The 14166-nt window shown below is 73.5% G+C and carries 14 protein-coding genes; 7 read left to right on the forward strand and 7 right to left on the reverse strand.

The features are described from left to right. Positions 1-65: 65 nt before the first annotated feature. The gene (locus FXF50_RS01085; RefSeq protein ID WP_148425302.1) at positions 66-1226 is read left to right on the forward strand and encodes a glycoside hydrolase family 26 protein; all 1161 of its coding nucleotides are present in this window, start codon (positions 66-68) and stop codon (positions 1224-1226) included. Between the two features lies 1 nt (position 1227). Here the strand turns inward: FXF50_RS01085 and FXF50_RS01090 are convergent, their stop codons facing one another. Further along, positions 1228-1863, reverse strand: a complete 636-nt coding sequence (locus tag FXF50_RS01090; protein ID WP_148425303.1) for a hypothetical protein — start codon at positions 1861-1863, stop codon at positions 1228-1230. A gap of 75 nt (positions 1864-1938) precedes the next feature. Continuing rightward, a complete protein-coding gene (locus FXF50_RS01095; protein WP_148425304.1) occupies positions 1939-3249 on the reverse strand; it encodes an aminotransferase class V-fold PLP-dependent enzyme in 1311 nt (436 codons plus the stop codon). 254 nt (positions 3250-3503) lie between these two features. On the opposite strand from FXF50_RS01095, the gene FXF50_RS01100 reads away from it, so the two are divergent. Beyond that, entirely contained in the window at positions 3504-4154 is a 651-nt protein-coding gene (locus FXF50_RS01100; RefSeq protein WP_148425305.1) for a bifunctional 2-polyprenyl-6-hydroxyphenol methylase/3-demethylubiquinol 3-O-methyltransferase UbiG, read from the forward strand. 85 nt (positions 4155-4239) lie between these two features. Further along, the gene (locus FXF50_RS01105; protein ID WP_148425306.1) at positions 4240-4755 is read left to right on the forward strand and encodes an NUDIX hydrolase; all 516 of its coding nucleotides are present in this window, start codon (positions 4240-4242) and stop codon (positions 4753-4755) included. Positions 4756-4854: 99 nt separating this feature from the next. On the opposite strand, the gene FXF50_RS01110 is transcribed toward FXF50_RS01105, so the two are convergent. The 5 genes from FXF50_RS01110 to FXF50_RS01130 all read right to left on the reverse strand — a co-directional run bounded on the left by FXF50_RS01110 (position 4855) and on the right by FXF50_RS01130 (position 9309). Continuing rightward, positions 4855-5511, reverse strand: a complete 657-nt coding sequence (locus FXF50_RS01110) for a response regulator transcription factor (protein WP_148425307.1) — start codon at positions 5509-5511, stop codon at positions 4855-4857. Further along, entirely contained in the window at positions 5508-6650 is a 1143-nt protein-coding gene (locus tag FXF50_RS01115; RefSeq protein WP_255509822.1) for a histidine kinase, read from the reverse strand. The genes FXF50_RS01110 and FXF50_RS01115 overlap by 4 nt, the downstream gene beginning before the upstream one ends. 222 nt (positions 6651-6872) lie before the next feature. Continuing rightward, a complete protein-coding gene (locus FXF50_RS01120; protein WP_148425308.1) occupies positions 6873-7937 on the reverse strand; it encodes an ABC transporter permease in 1065 nt (354 codons plus the stop codon). Further along, on the reverse strand, positions 7934-8830 hold the full coding sequence (locus FXF50_RS01125; RefSeq protein ID WP_255509823.1) for an ABC transporter ATP-binding protein: 897 nt from the start codon (positions 8828-8830) through the stop codon (positions 7934-7936). The genes FXF50_RS01120 and FXF50_RS01125 overlap by 4 nt, the downstream gene beginning before the upstream one ends. Positions 8831-8847: 17 nt before the next feature. Beyond that, positions 8848-9309, reverse strand: coding sequence for a GntR family transcriptional regulator (locus FXF50_RS01130; protein WP_222865961.1), 462 nt, complete (start codon positions 9307-9309; stop codon positions 8848-8850). A gap of 259 nt (positions 9310-9568) precedes the next feature. Between FXF50_RS01130 and FXF50_RS01135 the strand changes: the two genes are divergently transcribed. From FXF50_RS01135 to FXF50_RS01150, 4 genes are read left to right on the forward strand one after another with little or no spacing between them, the layout of a single operon-like run. Beyond that, a complete protein-coding gene (locus FXF50_RS01135; RefSeq protein WP_148425310.1) occupies positions 9569-11848 on the forward strand; it encodes an FAD-dependent monooxygenase in 2280 nt (759 codons plus the stop codon). Then, a complete protein-coding gene (locus FXF50_RS01140) occupies positions 11845-12165 on the forward strand; it encodes a putative quinol monooxygenase (protein ID WP_148425311.1) in 321 nt (106 codons plus the stop codon). Before FXF50_RS01135 ends, FXF50_RS01140 begins: the two co-directional genes overlap by 4 nt. Continuing rightward, positions 12162-13388 (forward strand): cytochrome P450, encoded by a 1227-nt coding sequence (locus FXF50_RS01145; protein ID WP_148425312.1) that lies wholly within the window; start codon positions 12162-12164, stop codon positions 13386-13388. Before FXF50_RS01140 ends, FXF50_RS01145 begins: the two co-directional genes overlap by 4 nt. 38 nt (positions 13389-13426) lie before the next feature. Beyond that, entirely contained in the window at positions 13427-14092 is a 666-nt protein-coding gene (locus FXF50_RS01150; protein WP_148425313.1) for a TcmI family type II polyketide cyclase, read from the forward strand. The last annotated feature ends 74 nt before the right edge of the window (positions 14093-14166 follow it).

Below are 14166 nucleotides of genomic sequence, written 5' to 3' on the forward strand. Positions count from 1 at the left end.
AAGGATTATTCCGGATAACCTTTCCGAGTTCGAGTGGTGACAGTGGCGGTGGAGAAGGTTGTGACGTGGTGAGGTTGAGCCGGCCGCGGGTCCTCGTGGTGGCGATCGCCGCGCTGCTGCTGGCCTACGCCTTCGCCCTCACGCCGGTCACCACGAACGGGGGCGGGACGGGCGCGGCGCCCCGCCCGCCGACGACAGCCGAATCGGGCGCCGTGGTGCCGGCCGGCGCCGACGGCCCGCCCCTCCAACCGGCCGCGGAGCTCTTCCCGCCGGCCGGCAAGGCGTTCTTCGGCCTGATGACCGACAAGGGGCCGTACGACTTCACGGCGGTGGACCGGTTCGCCGCGGCCGCCCGGCGCGAGCCGCAGGTGATGCTCTTCGGCGTGGGCTGGGAGTCCGGCAGGTTCGACCGGGTGCTCTTCGACCGGATCAAGGACCGCGGCATGCTGCCCATGCTGGGCTGGGAACCCTGGGACTACCGCGTGGACCAGGCGGCCCGGAAGCAGAAGAAGCTGACCGCCCGCCAGATCGACCGGCTGCGGTCCACCCAACCGCGCTACCGGCTCTCGCGGATCGTGGACGGCCACTTCGACAGCTACCTGCGTTCCTGGGCCGAGGGCGTGAAGTCGCTCGGCTACCCGGTCGCCATCCGGTTCGCCCACGAGATGAACGGCGACTGGTACCCGTGGTGCGAGAAGGCCAACGGCAACCGGCCCGGCGAGTACGTCGACGCGTGGCGGCACGTGCACGACCTCTTCGAGCGGGCGGGGGCCACCAACGTCATCTGGGTGTGGAGCCCGAACGCCCGGTGGAGCAAGACAACCGGCAACCTCTCCGGCTTCTACCCGGGCGACGACTACGTCGACTGGGTGGGCACCACCGGCTACTACGGCACCGGAGCGTGGTCGAAATACTCGACCTTCGACGCCATCTTCGGCCCCACCATCGCGGAGATCCGCACCTTCAGCCGGCGGCCGCTGGTCGTCACCGAGACCGGCGCCAGCGACGGCCGCGGCCACAAGGCCCGGTGGATCCGGGAGACCTTCCGGGCGCTGCCGAAGCACCGGGACGTCATCGGGCTCATCTGGTTCGAGGTCGACAAGGAGCTGGACTGGCGGATCGCCGGCTCGCCCGCCGCCTCGACCGCCTTCGCCCAGTCGGTCGCCGACCCGCGTTACGACATCCGCTGGTCGCCCGACCTTCTCCCGCGCACCGAGCTGGAGTAGCTCATCCGTCGCACCCCGGCGGCCGGCCGGAGCGGGGCAGCAACCGTGCCGCCACCCGCCGCAGCGGGCGGCCGCCCCCGGTGAGCTTCCGCATGCGCCGCCAGGCCGTACGCCCCGGCGGGCCGGCCGCCCCACCCGCGGCGTCGGCCGCCTCCTGGAACGTCCGGGACGGCGGCTCCTGCGGGCCGAGCGCCTGCTGCGCGGTCCGGCCCTCCTGGTCGACCGTGGTGTCGACGGTCCCGACCACCGCCTCGACGATCTGCGGGTTGCGGTCGACGGTGCCCAGGGCCCGGTCGAGGATGGCGTTCAGCTCGTCGAGCCGGACCTCCAGCATCGCCTCCGTCGTCACGCCCCGGACGTCGACGCGGGCCGTGCCCAGCCGGGCCTGCACCCCGACGTCGAGCTGGAGCAGGCTGCCCAGCCGGGCGCGCAGCGACACGTGCGCGTCGACATCGTCGCCCTCCACGCAGACGTCGTCCACCCGCAGGTGGGGGATCTGAAGGACCACGTCCGGGTCGGACATCGTCGGGGCGCTGTGGTGGACGCCGGGCTGCCGCCGGTCGCCCTCGGCCGCCGCGCGCCGGGGATCGGCGGTTCCCGCCCGCGGCTCGCCCGGATCCTGCCTCCCGTTGCCCACCTGACCTCCGTCGCCCCCCGCCGGCCCGTCCGGCGTGCCTTTCCCGGAAAACCCGGCGGCACACCTGCGCCGGGGTCACACCAGGCCGCGCACCGCCTGCACGGCGGCGTCGACGTCCGCCTCGCGGTTCGCGATGGTCGCGCCGAAGCGCAGGTAGGACGGGTTGTACGGGGTGCTGCTGGCGATCACGCCGGCGGCGTGGAGCCGGCCCACCGCCTCACCCAGCGGGATGTCGGGCACCTGGCAGCAGACCACCCCGGCGGAGAGCTCGGCCGAGCGCGGGGTGACCAGCCGGATGCCGCGGATGCCGGCCAGGCCCTCCTTGAGCCGGTCGGCCAGGTCCCGGTTGCGGGCGGCGACCCGGTCCGGACCGATCCGCCGGTGGAACTCGAACGCGTCGGCGAGCGCCCACCGGTGCTCGAAGCTGTGGTAGCCGCCCGGCGTGTGCGCGGGCCCCGCCGGTGTGGGCTGCCCGCCCGTGCCGGCGAACAGCCAGCGGCCGATGCTGCGCCGGTCGAAGGTGGGGATGACCGGGGTCATCCGGCTCCACGCCCGGGTGCTGCCCCAGACCAGCCCGGTGCCCCGGGGCCCCAGCAGCCACTTGTGGCAGCCCGAGACCAGCACGTCGCAGCCGAGCTGCTCCGGTGTCGCCGCGTCGGCGGCGAAGCCGTGCACCCCGTCGACGCACACCAGCGCCTCGGGGCTGCGCGCGCGGACCGCCTCGGCGAGCTGCCGGACCGGCAGCTTCACCCCGGTGCTGGAGTGGACCCAGGTCAGGGCGACCACCCGGGTGCGGGCGGACACCGCCGCCGCGAGGTTGCCGACCATCTCGTCGACGGTCGTCACCGCCGGGTCGCGGTAGAGACGCACCCGGCGGACGGTGACCCCGTCGCGCTCGGCGCGCAGCCGCAGCGACTCGTGGGTGGCGTAGAAGTCGTGCTCGGTGGTGAGCACCTCGTCGCCCGGCCGCAGCCGGACCGCCGTGTAGACCAGCCCGAGGCCCATGGTGGTGGAGTCGGTCAGCGCGATCTGGTCGGGGCGGGTGTCGAGGTGGCGGGCCGCCGCCCCGAGCACCGCGCCGTCGAGGCGTTCCTCGTTCGCGCCCAGGTAGCCCATCGCGTCGCGGTCGAGCCCGTCGCGGTGCGCGGCGATCGCGGCGCGCACCGGGGCGGGGTGGGGCGCGAAGACGAAGGTGGCCAGGTGCGCCCGGCCGCGGTCGAGCGCGAACTGGGCCCGCACACTGTCCCAGCTCGCCGGGTCCAGGGCCGGCGCGGCGCTCGCCGCCCGCCCGGCCGCCTCCGGCCGCTCCGGCTCGCAGCCGGTGGCCAGGCCGGTCACGCCGGCCGTTGCGGTCACGCCGAGCAGGTTCCGCCGGGTGAGCTGCATCGGCCCATCGTCCACTGTCCACGTCACGGTCAGGTCACCACGTCGACGACCGGTGATGTCGCCGATGCGGTCGCCCGGCCGTGCGGATGGCCGCCATCGTGCGCGAACGTGGGCTGCCCCGGCTGCACCCGCGCACCCTCTACCTGAACCCGACCCTGCGCGCCCTCGCCGACGCGCTGCGCACCGGCTGACGCGGCCACGGCCACGTGGGATGCTGATCGGACCAGTCGAGCGGGCCGTTCAGGGGGTCAGCGATGAGCGACGAGCCCTACGACCTCGACTACGACGAGGTCTACCGCGACACCGCCGGCTCGGGCGGCCCGCCCTGGGACATCGGCGGTCCCCAGCCGGCCCTCGCGGCCGTGCTCGACGCCGGGGTGAGGGGCCCGAAGGTGCTCGACATCGGCTGCGGCGCCGGTGACCTCGCGATCGCCCTGGCCCGCCACGGCCACCAGGTGACGGCCGTCGACATCTCGCGGGTGGCGATCGACCAGGCTCGCGCCAAGGCCGCCGGCGAGGGCCTCACCGTCCACTTCGAGGTCCAGGACGCCACGCGCCTGTCGCTGCCGTCGGCGCCGTTCGACTCGATCTTCGACTCCGGTCTGCTGCACAGCCTCGTCCGGCGCGGCGGCGGCGCCGCGGACGCGTACCTCGCCGCGCTGCCGGGCCTCGCCGCGCCGGGCGCCACCGTCTTCGTGCTGGCGGTCTCGCTGGCGGACGGCCAGGGCTGGGGCGTGACCGAGGACCTGCTGCGGGCCGGCTTCGCCGAGCCGGAGTGGATCGGCACGGAGATCGAGGAGATCCAGGTAGCCGCGGAGACCGACGGTCGGCGTCTCTCGCTGCCCGGCTTCCTGCTCCGCGCGGTCCGCGCACCCGACGCGTCGTCCCCCCACTACACCCCATGACTCGCCGCAGCCCGGCCAGTCCCAGGACCGGGTGGCATCCAATCGCCCTGCGCCGCCGTGCTGTGGATCTCGTACCCTGAGCTGCGTGTCCGAGACGGAACCGTACCGGCGCCGCTCCGCGCGGGTTCTGCTGCTCGACAGCACCGGCCGGATCCTGCTCCTGCGATTCGTGATCGACCCCACGGTCCCCGAGCGCGGCCATGGCTGGGTCACCCCGGGCGGCGGTGTCCACGACGGGGAGTCGCTGCAAGACGCCGCCGCCCGCGAACTCCACGAAGAGATCGGCCTGATGGTCACCCCGCACAGCCTCGGTAGACCGGTCGCTCACTGCGCTGGCTATGCCGATCTCGGCTGGGCCAGCGGCCTGTTCCGCGACGACTTCTTCTACCACCGGGTGGACGCACACGACGTCGACGTGAGGCGCATGGAGGCGCTCGAACGCACCCACCACGCCGGGGACCGGTGGTGGCCGCTCAACGAACTGGCGTCCACGACCGACACCATCTTTCCCTTCGGACTGGCCCCGCTGCTAGCCGACATCCTTGCCGGACGCATTCCGGAACAGTCGGTGCAGCTGCCATGGCGTCTCGCAACTCCCTGAGCCGCCCGAGTTCTCCACCGGGGTGTCACGCCGCAGCACCGTCCACCGCGCGGCCGGGGTCCGGGACACGGCAGACAGCCGTCCCGCCCACGGCGCCGGTCAGGTGCTCTGCACCACGCGGTTCTCCCACGCCCACGCCGCGACCTCGACGCGGTTGCGCAGCCCCAGCTTGGTCTGGATGCCGGAGAGGTGGCTCTTGACCGTGCTCAGCGAGATGAACAGCTCGGCGGCGATCTCCTGGTTGGTGCGTCCCCGGGCGATCGCCCGCACCACCTCGATCTCCCGTTCGGAGAGGTTCGGGGTGGGCCGCCCGCGGGCCGGTCCGCCGGCCGTGGTGACGTGCTTGAGCAGCCGCAGGGTCACCGACGGCGAGACCAGCGCGTCGCCGTTGTGCGCGGCGCGGACCGCCTCCACGAGCAGGGCCGGCCCGGCGTCCTTGAGGATGAAGCCGACCGCCCCGTTGCGCAGCGCGCCGTAGACGTAATCATCGAGGTCGAAGGTCGTCACCACGATGACCCGCATGGGGTTGGGCACCCCCGGGCCGGCCAGCGCCCGGGTCACCTCGATGCCGTCCAGCCGGGGCATCCGGATGTCGACGAGGCAGACGTCCGGGCGCAGCCGGCGCGCCTGGGCGATGGCGTCGACGCCGTCGGACGCCTCGGCCACCACGCTGATGTCCGGCTGGTCCTCGAGGATCAGCCGCAGGCCGCCGCGGATCATCGCCTGGTCGTCGGCGAGCAGCACCCGGATGGTCATCGTGCCGTCCTGGAGGGGAGGGGGAGGGTGGCCAGCACGGACCAGCCTCCGCCGGCGCGGGGACCGGTCCGCAGCGTGCCGCCGAGGGTCTGGACGCGCTCGCGCATCCCGACCAGACCGTACCCGCTGCGGTGGCCCTTCCGGGCCGGGCCCGGCGGCGCGTCGTCCACCACCTCCACCGAGATGCCCTGCGCGTCCTGGCCCACGGTCACGGTGACCGACCGGGCGTGCGGGGCGTGCCGGGACACGTTGGTCAGTGACTCCTGGACGATCCGGTAGACCGTGGTGGTCACCTCCGGCGGCCACTGCGCGGCCGGCTCCGGCATCCGCAGCCGCACCGGCGGGCCGTGCCGGTTGAACCGCTCGACCAGGGCGCTGAGCTGCTCCGAGCCGGGCGAGGCGGGCGCCGCGTCCTCGGTGTCGCGGAGCAGCCCGACGACCCGGCGCATGGCCGCGAGGGCGTCCGAGCCGGCCAGCTCGATCCCGGCCAGGGTGGCCGGCAGCTTCTCCGGGAGCTTGCCGGCGACGAGCTGGGCGGCCTGGGCCTGCACCACGATGCCGGTGATGTGGTGGGTGACCACGTCGTGCAGCTCGCGGGCCAGCTCCAGCCGCTCGTCCTGGCGTACCTTCTCGGCGGTGGCCTGGTTGCGGGCGTCGACCAGACGCAGCGCGAGGCCGACCGCGACGGCGCCCAGCCAGGCCAGCCCGCTCAGGGCGGCCACCGAGGAGATGCCGGAGGGGGAGGGGCGGGCGGCGAACTGGCTGCCCACCACGAGGACCAGGCCGGCGGCGCCCACCGCGCCCGCCGGCACCGGTGGCAGGGTACGCAGCGCCGCGCCGACCAGCACCGCCAGCGCGAGCGCCATGGCTGGGCCCGGCTCGGCCGGCAGGTGGGCCAGCCGGGCGACCAGCACGGTGGACGCCACTGCGACGAGCCCGGCGACGGCCAGCCAGCCCCGGTGCCACCGGCGCAGCAGCGCGAGCACACACACCGCCACGGCGGCGAGCCCGCCGAACAGCCAGTACCGGGCGCCCCAGGTCTGCGCGATGGCGACCGCCTCGACCGCGAGCGCCGTCAGGAACGCGACGACGAACCCCAGGTCGGCGGCGGTGCCGGCGAGCCGGTCCCAGATCTTCACCCCGCCCACGGTACGGAAGCCCGGCCCGCCGACCGCGCCGGCCGAGCGGAAACGGCGAGCGCCGTGCGCCTTACCGGCGCCGGCCAGCGGGGGAGCTGGTCGAGATCGGACACGCTCACCGGGTCCCGCGCGGACGGCGTCCAGGCGGCGGGGGCGGCGCGGTGCCGGCCCTGCTCGACGGCGGAATCATCGCCGAGGGAGCGGAGCTCCCGGTGGCCGGGATCAGCCCGCGCTGAGGTCGGTGCGGCGGACGATCCACCAGACGGCGGCGAGGGCCACCGCGGCCAGGCCCAGATAGCCGGTCGCGACGATCAGATGGAATTCCGGGATCCGGCTGCCCGGCTGGTACTGCACGTGCTGCTGGAGATGGAGATTCGAGAGGCAGGAGAGCATCTTGCCGCCGTCGTTGTCGGGCGGGCAGAGGTTTTGCAGCTCGACGCCGCTGAGCTGGCGCCCGGAGGCGTCGAACGCGCCGGATGGTCCGTCGCTGCCGTAGTCGACCATGCCGCCCTTGACGACCAGGGCGTTGTCGCGCAGCGGGCCGCGGTCCGACCCGTCCATCTGCAGGTGCACGGTCAGCGGCTCAATGAGGGTGGGGTAGCGCCACTGGACGAGGTAGGTCAGGCCGATGAAGCCCGCGATCACGCCGAACACGGCGGGGAGCGTGCGTTTGATCGCGGCGCCGAGTGCGACGCCGATCGCGAACCAGCAGATGCTGGTGGCGACCGGCAGCATGCCGGTGTTCAGGAACGGCACGTAGTCGAAGAGGGTCACCGGGGCGACCTGGGTTTCCAGGTGCGCCAGGTGGTCGCTGACGCCGGCGACGGCCGCGGTCACCGCCGTCACGAACAGGCCGAGGAGGCCGAGCCTGGTCCACAGCCAGCGCGTCGGGGAGACGTCCTGGCTCCACGCGAGCAGCAGGGTTCGCTGCTCGTGCTCCCTAGCCAGCAGGGGAACGCCGATGAACACGCCGATCAGCAGCGGCATGTACTGCACCACCCGTGCCAGGGCGCCCAGGGTGAGGACCAGGCTCGAGGACCCGGCGAGCCGCTCGCCCTGGGGGGAGTGTTCCGGGCAGTACGTCTCGTGGCACTGGTGCCACAGGTCGGTCAGTTCCATGGACAGGTAGGTCATCCAGCCCACCAGGACCGCGGCGAGGATGAGCGTGCCGATCAGGGTCCACCGGTGCTGACGCCAGGTCAGCCACAGCAGGCCGCGGACACCCCCGGCGGACCCGAGATCGTCCTGGCTGTTCGCGGGGGCGGGCACTCGCGTGGCCGGGCTCATGCTGCTGTGTCCAGTTCATCGTGTGCCGTGGACGATGCCCTGAGGTAGGTCAGGATCAGCTCGTCCAGGGTGATGGGCCGGGCGGTCCAGCCGGGGGCGACGACGGCATGCGCCGTGGGTGGCGGCTGCCGGAGGATGAACGTGGACTGGCGGTCGGTGTGCTGCGCCTGGACGATCGCGCCCGGGCCCGGTGGCTGCTCCGCGCGGGGTCCGGTCAGCCGCACGTGGCAGTCGAGCAACTCCTCGACGTCGCCGGTGAGCACGGGCCGGCCCGCGTCGAGCAGCAGCAGGTGGTCACCGACGCCACTGAGCTCGGCGATGATGTGGGTCGACAGCATGACGGTCATGTCGCTGTCCGCGGTCTCCGCCATGATTTCGCCGGTCACCTCGGTGCGGGCGACCGGGTCCAGGTTCGCAAGGGGTTCGTCCAACAGCAGCACCGCCGGGCGGGAGCCCAGGGCGACCGCCAGCGCGACCTGCGCCCGCTGGCCGCCGGAGAGCTTCCCGCAGCGGCGGTCCAGGGGGATGTCGAAGCGCCGCAGCCATGACACCGCCCGCCGCTGGTCCCACACGCGGTTGGTCGACCTTCCGAAGCGGAGCATGTCCGACACACTGAAGTCCCGGTACAGCGGCTTGTCCTGAGCCAGGATCGCGACCCGGCTCCCGGCAGATCCACCCCCGTGCGTGGACCTGCCCTTCACCACCGGTCGACCGTGGACCAGTATGGATCCGGAACTGGCCGCCAACGTGCCGGCGATGATGCTCATCAGCGTCGACTTGCCCGCACCGTTCGCACCGACCAGCGCGATGATGCGGTTTGCGGGCAGTTGGAAGCTGCACTCCCGCAGTGCCCAGACGGTGCCGTAGCGCCTGCTCACGGTGCGGGCGTCCACGGCGATGGACTGCTCGCTCATGCGGCGCCCTCCTCCTTCTGGAACCGGGCGCCCGGTGCCGGTTCCGCCTGCGTCCGGTCGCCGCCGGCGTGGGCCCTGCGTGCCGAGTGGTCCACGATCACCGAGGCGAGCAACGCCTGGACGTCCTCGTCCTCCAGGCCGGCCTCGCGGGCCTGGCCGAGCCACCGGGCCAGGCTGCTGCGCAAGCGGGCCATGACATGGGGATCCGCGTTGCCGAGCGTTCCGCTGACGAAGGTGCCCGCCCCCTGCCGCGCCTCCACCAGGCCGGACAGCTCCAGCTCCCGGTAGGCCTTGAGCACCGTGGTCGGGTTGACCGTGCACGAGGTCACCACGCTGCGCACGGTGGGGAGCTGGTCCCCGGGCTGCAGCGTCCCGATCCGTAGCCCTTCGCGCACCTGCCGCACCAGTTGGGCGTAGGCGGGAACGCTGCTGGACCGGTCGACATGGAAGTTGATCACCTGGCGATCCTCCTCGCCCGCGCTACGGCCATCACCGATTGTTCTGCTTAAGTAGAACACCAGTTAACCGGCGTGGCAAGGAGGCTCCCGAGCGGGTCGGCCGTCGCGGTGGCGTCACCGGGAGGGGACGTTCCGGGGGTCGCCGGTGACGGCGGGTTGACGCGACCTCCGGCAGGGTCGCAGCGCGACGACGTGGTGGTCCGGGTGGCACCGGCCGCGACAGCTCCACCGTCTCCCGCAGGCCGTCGAAGGGGACCTCATGATCAGGACGATGCTCCGGATGCGCGCGCGTCAGGGCTGCGAGCCCGCCGTGCGGTCGGCGTGGGGCACGATCGCGGGGCGGATCGGCGGCCTGCCCGGCAACCTCCGGCACGAGCTGCTGCTCGACGCCCTGGACCCGCGCGGGTTCGTCGTCGTCACCGAGTGGGCCGACGAGGCGGCGCTGGGCGCGTACCGGGACGGGCCGGTGGCCGCCCGGCTGGCCGAGCTGGTCCGGCCGCTCACCGAGCCGGCCGGCCCGGCCGACTACCCGGTGCTGCGGGAGGACGGGACCGGCGACTCGACGGTCTACGTGGACGTGGAGCTCACCGTGCCGGCGCCCCGGCTCGCCGAGTTCCATCGCGGCTACCCCGTGGTCAGGGCGCGGATGGCCGGGATACCCGGGTACCGGCGCGAGCAGTTGCTGCGCGAACCCGGGTCGGACGTGCACCACATCTTCGCCGAGTGGAACAGCGCCGCGGAGTTCCTCCGCTGGATCGCCGACCCGGCCCACGCCTCCGCGCAGGCCGGGCCGATCGCGCCGTTCCTTCTCGACATCCGGCGCCGCCTGTTCCACGTCGTCCCCGACGCGGGCGGCAGGCGACAACCCACCACGGGCAGGGAGGCCGACGTGCACAGGGAAACGGACGTACTCGTCGTCGGGGCGGGGCCCGCCGGGCTCACCGCCGCCGTCGAGCTGGCCCGGCGGGGCATCGACTGCCGGGTGATCGACAAGCTGGCCACCCCGGCCGGCCAGGCCGACAAGGCGATCGGCGTGCACTGCCGCACCATGGAGATCTGGGAGGAGCAGGGCGTCGTCCGGGAAGCCATGGACGCCGGCATCTGGCTGACCGGCAACATGGTCTTCGTCAACGGGGTGGAGACCCACCGGATGAGCTGGGAGCTGCCCGGCCTGCCGTACGCGCACCTCGGCCTGCCCCAGTACGAGACCGAGCGCATCCTCACCGCCCGGCTGGCCACGCTCGGGGTACGCCCGCAGCGCGGCGCCGAGCTGGTCGACTTCACCCAGGACGACGACGGTGTGACGGCCACCGTCACCACCGCCGACGGCGGCACCGAGACGGTACGCGCCAGATACCTGGTCGGCTGCGACGGCGCGCACAGCCGCGTGCGGGAACTGCTCGGGCTCACCTTCACGGGCGGGCTGGGCCGGTTCCCGCAGCTGTTCATGCTCGGCGACGTCGACGTGGACTGGGACATGCCCGACGGTCACCTGCTGCGGTTCCTGCACGAGACCGACGGCCGGATGGACGGCATGCTGGTCTGCGTACCGCTGCGCGGCGAGCGCCGGTACCGCATCGCCACCCTGGCCCCGCCCCGCTTCTTCGCCCAGACCGGCGGGCAGGACGCGCCGCCCGGGTTCAGCGCGGAGCTGGGCGCGCCCACCCTGGCCGACGTCCAGGCCGCCCTCGACCACCTCGCCCCGCCCGGCACCCGCGCCTCGAACCTACGCTGGTCGTCGGTGTTCCGGATCAGCCACGGCATCGTGGACCGCTACCGCGACGGCCGGGTGTTCGTGGTCGGCGACGCGGCCCACCTGCACCCGCCGGCCGGCGGCCAGGGCATGAACACCGGGATCCAGGACGCCTGGAACCTGGCCTGGAAGCTGGGCCTGGCGGTCCGCGGGCTCGCGGCGCCCGGCCTGCTGGACAGCTACGAGACCGAGCGGCGGCCGGAGGGCGAGGAGATCGTCGGCCGCGCGGTGCGGATGGCCTTCACCGACGAACTGGACCGCGAGGACCTGAAGCGGCAGTTCCTCCAGGAGATGTCCATGCTGCTCAGTTACGCGGGCAGCCCGCTGGTCGGCGAGACCCTGTCCGATCCGGACGCCCTGCGCGACGCGCCCCGCCCCGGCGACCGCGCGCCCGACGTGGACGGCCTGCTCCGGCGCGGCGTCGGCCACCCGCTGCGACTGCGCGACCTGACCCGCGGCACCCGGCACACGCTGCTGGTCTACGCCGACGAGTCGGCCGACGAGGCGGCGCTGCGGGCGATCGCCGAGCTCTGCGCCGACGTGCGGCGGCAGACCGCCGAGGAGGTCGACGCGTACCTGCTGCTCAGCCCGGACGCCGCCGAGCCGCGGCTGCTCGCCCCGCCGGCGGTGCGCGACGCCGACGGCCGGTTCCGCGCCGTGTACGGGGTGACCGGCACCGGGCTGTACCTGATCCGGCCGGACGGGCACGTCGGGTTCCGCAGCCAGCCGGTCGACCCCGACGCGCTCCGCAAGCACCTGCGCCTGGTCTTCGGCGGTGCCCGATGACCCGCGTGCGCACGGTGCTGGCGATGCGCACCCGGGAGGGCTGCGAGGAGCGCTTCGAGGCGGAGTGGCGCACCGCGGCCGAGGAGATCCGCACGCTGGACGGCTGCCTGCACCAGGACCTGGTCCGCGACGCCGACGACCCGCGCAGCTATCTGATCATCAGCGACTGGGCGGACCGGGAGCGGCTGGACGCCTTCGGCCGCAGCGAGCACCGGGACCGGCTGCTGCGCATCATCCGCGAGCTGCGCGAGTCCGCCCAGCGGCACACCTACCAGGTGCTGCACAGCGTGGGCGGCACACCGGAGGAGGACCGATGACCGAGGACGCCGTGCCGGCGGGCGAGCTCTACACCGACGGGTTCGCCGCCGACCCCTACCCGACCTTCGCGCGGCTGCGTACCGAACGGCCGGTGTGCCCGGTCAGCTCCCCGCGCTTCGACTCCTGGCTGATCACCCGCTTCGACGACGCCCGGGCGGCGCTGACCGACCCGCGGCTGTCCAAGGACCTCTACGGCCCCGGGCAGCACTACCTGCGGATCTTCGGCCCGAACTCGGAGGGCCTGAACCGCAACATGCTCAACTCGGACCCGCCCGAGCACACCCGGCTGCGCCGGGTGGTGTCCCAGGCGTTCGCGCCCCGCCGGATCGAGGCGCTGCGGCCGCGGGTGGCGCAGGTCGTCGACCACCTCATCGACAAGATGCTCCCGCAGGGCCAGGCCGAGCTGATGCACGACTTCGCCATCCCGCTGCCCATGACGGTCATCTGCGAGCTGCTCGGGGTGCCGCCGGAAGACCACGACCGGGTGCTCGACTGGACCCAGGTGATCCGCACCTCCGGCTCGACCCGCCGGCCACCGGAGGAGGAGCGGGCGGCCGTGCAGGAGGCCCAGCTCCGCCTGCACCACTACTTCGCCGACCTGGTCCGTGCCAAGCGCGACGACCCGGCCGACGACATCATCGGCGCGCTCATCGACGCGGTCGACCGCGACGGGACGCTTTCCGAGGCCGAGCTGGTCACCACCACGTTCCTGCTGGTGTTCGCCGGGCACCAGACCACCGCCGACTTCCTGGGCAACGCGGTGCTCGCCCTGCTCACCCATCCCGAGCAGTTCGAACTGCTGCGCGCCACGCCCCAGCTGCTGCCCGCGGCCATCGAGGAGCTGCTCCGGTTCGACGGCCCGCTGCCGGTGGCCAGCCCGCGGGTCGCCACCGAGGACGTCGAGTACGAGGGGGTCTGCATCCCCCAGGGGTCGATCGTCGGCGTGGCGATCAACGCGGCCAACCACGACCCCGCCCACTTCACCGACCCGGACCGGCTGGACCTGCGCCGGGTCCGCGGCCCGCACCTGGGCTTCGGGCACGGCGTGCACTACTGCCTCGGCGTCTCGCTGGCCCGGATGGAGGCGCAGATCGCGCTCGCCGCGCTGCTGCGCCGCCTGCCCGGGCTGCGGCTCGGCGTGCCCGTCGACGAGGTGCGCCGGCTGCCGGCCGCGTCGCCGTTCCGCGGCCTGCTGGAGCTGCCCGTCACCTTCACCGCCTGAGCCCGCCACCGCCCACTCGAATCCACCAAGGAGCAGCCATGGTCTTCCGGAACGTGATCGTCTGCCACATGGTCCCCGGCAGCGACAAGATCGTCGGGGACGTCTTCGGCCACTACGACCAGGCCACCCGGCCCCAGGACCTCGGGGTCATCGGGCGGATCCTGCTGTCCCACCACGACCTCTACATCCACGTCATCGAGCGCGAGCAGGACCCGAGGATCTCCGGCCAGACCCGGGGGCTGCCCGCGTTCCAGAAGATCGCCGAGGCCATCGGCCCGTACGTGACGCCGTACCCGAGGTACTGGAAGAACCCGTCCGACTCGGTGGCGAAGGAGTTCTACCACTGGGCCCCGGAGGGGGAGCCGCCCGCGGACACCACGCTGACCGTGATCGTCGGGCGGATCAAGCCCGGCGCCGAACCGGACGTGGCCCGGGTCTTCGGCGAGTCGGACGCCGGGTCGCTGCCGACCGAACTGGGCGTCACCGGACGCTGGCTCTACTCGATCGACGACGTCTACGTCCACCTGCTTGAACAGGAGACGTCGGCGGCCGAGGCGACCCGGAACAACCACGACGCCAAGCCGGTCTTCGCGAAGGTGATGCAGGACCTCGCCCCCTACGTGAGCCCGTACCGGCCGGAGGAGTGGCGCGGCCCGCAGGACTCGGTGGCCACGGTGTTCTACCGCTGGCAGGCCCAGGACTGAGCCGCCCGGTGGGGGCGTCCCACGGCGCCCCCACCGCCCGCTATCGTCGGCCTCTCCGGACGGCGCCGGGCCGC

This window comes from Micromonospora sp. AP08, assembly GCF_008085935.1.
GTDB lineage: Bacteria > Actinomycetota > Actinomycetes > Mycobacteriales > Micromonosporaceae > Micromonospora > Micromonospora chersina.

What these genes read in the sequence shown, in the direction of transcription:
- FXF50_RS01095 (WP_148425304.1), bottom strand. Translation starts at nt 3,249, where the DNA reads ATGCAGCTCACCCGGCGGAACCTGCTCGGCGTGACCGCAACGGCCGGC.
- FXF50_RS01150 (WP_148425313.1), top strand. Translation starts at nt 13,427, where the DNA reads ATGGTCTTCCGGAACGTGATCGTCTGCCACATGGTCCCCGGCAGCGAC.
- FXF50_RS01110 (WP_148425307.1), bottom strand. Translation starts at nt 5,511, where the DNA reads ATGACCATCCGGGTGCTGCTCGCCGACGACCAGGCGATGATCCGCGGC.
- FXF50_RS01145 (WP_148425312.1), top strand. Translation starts at nt 12,162, where the DNA reads ATGACCGAGGACGCCGTGCCGGCGGGCGAGCTCTACACCGACGGGTTC.
- FXF50_RS01100 (WP_148425305.1), top strand. Translation starts at nt 3,504, where the DNA reads ATGAGCGACGAGCCCTACGACCTCGACTACGACGAGGTCTACCGCGAC.
- FXF50_RS01140 (WP_148425311.1), top strand. Translation starts at nt 11,845, where the DNA reads ATGACCCGCGTGCGCACGGTGCTGGCGATGCGCACCCGGGAGGGCTGC.
- FXF50_RS01120 (WP_148425308.1), bottom strand. Translation starts at nt 7,937, where the DNA reads ATGAGCCCGGCCACGCGAGTGCCCGCCCCCGCGAACAGCCAGGACGAT.
- FXF50_RS01135 (WP_148425310.1), top strand. Translation starts at nt 9,569, where the DNA reads ATGATCAGGACGATGCTCCGGATGCGCGCGCGTCAGGGCTGCGAGCCC.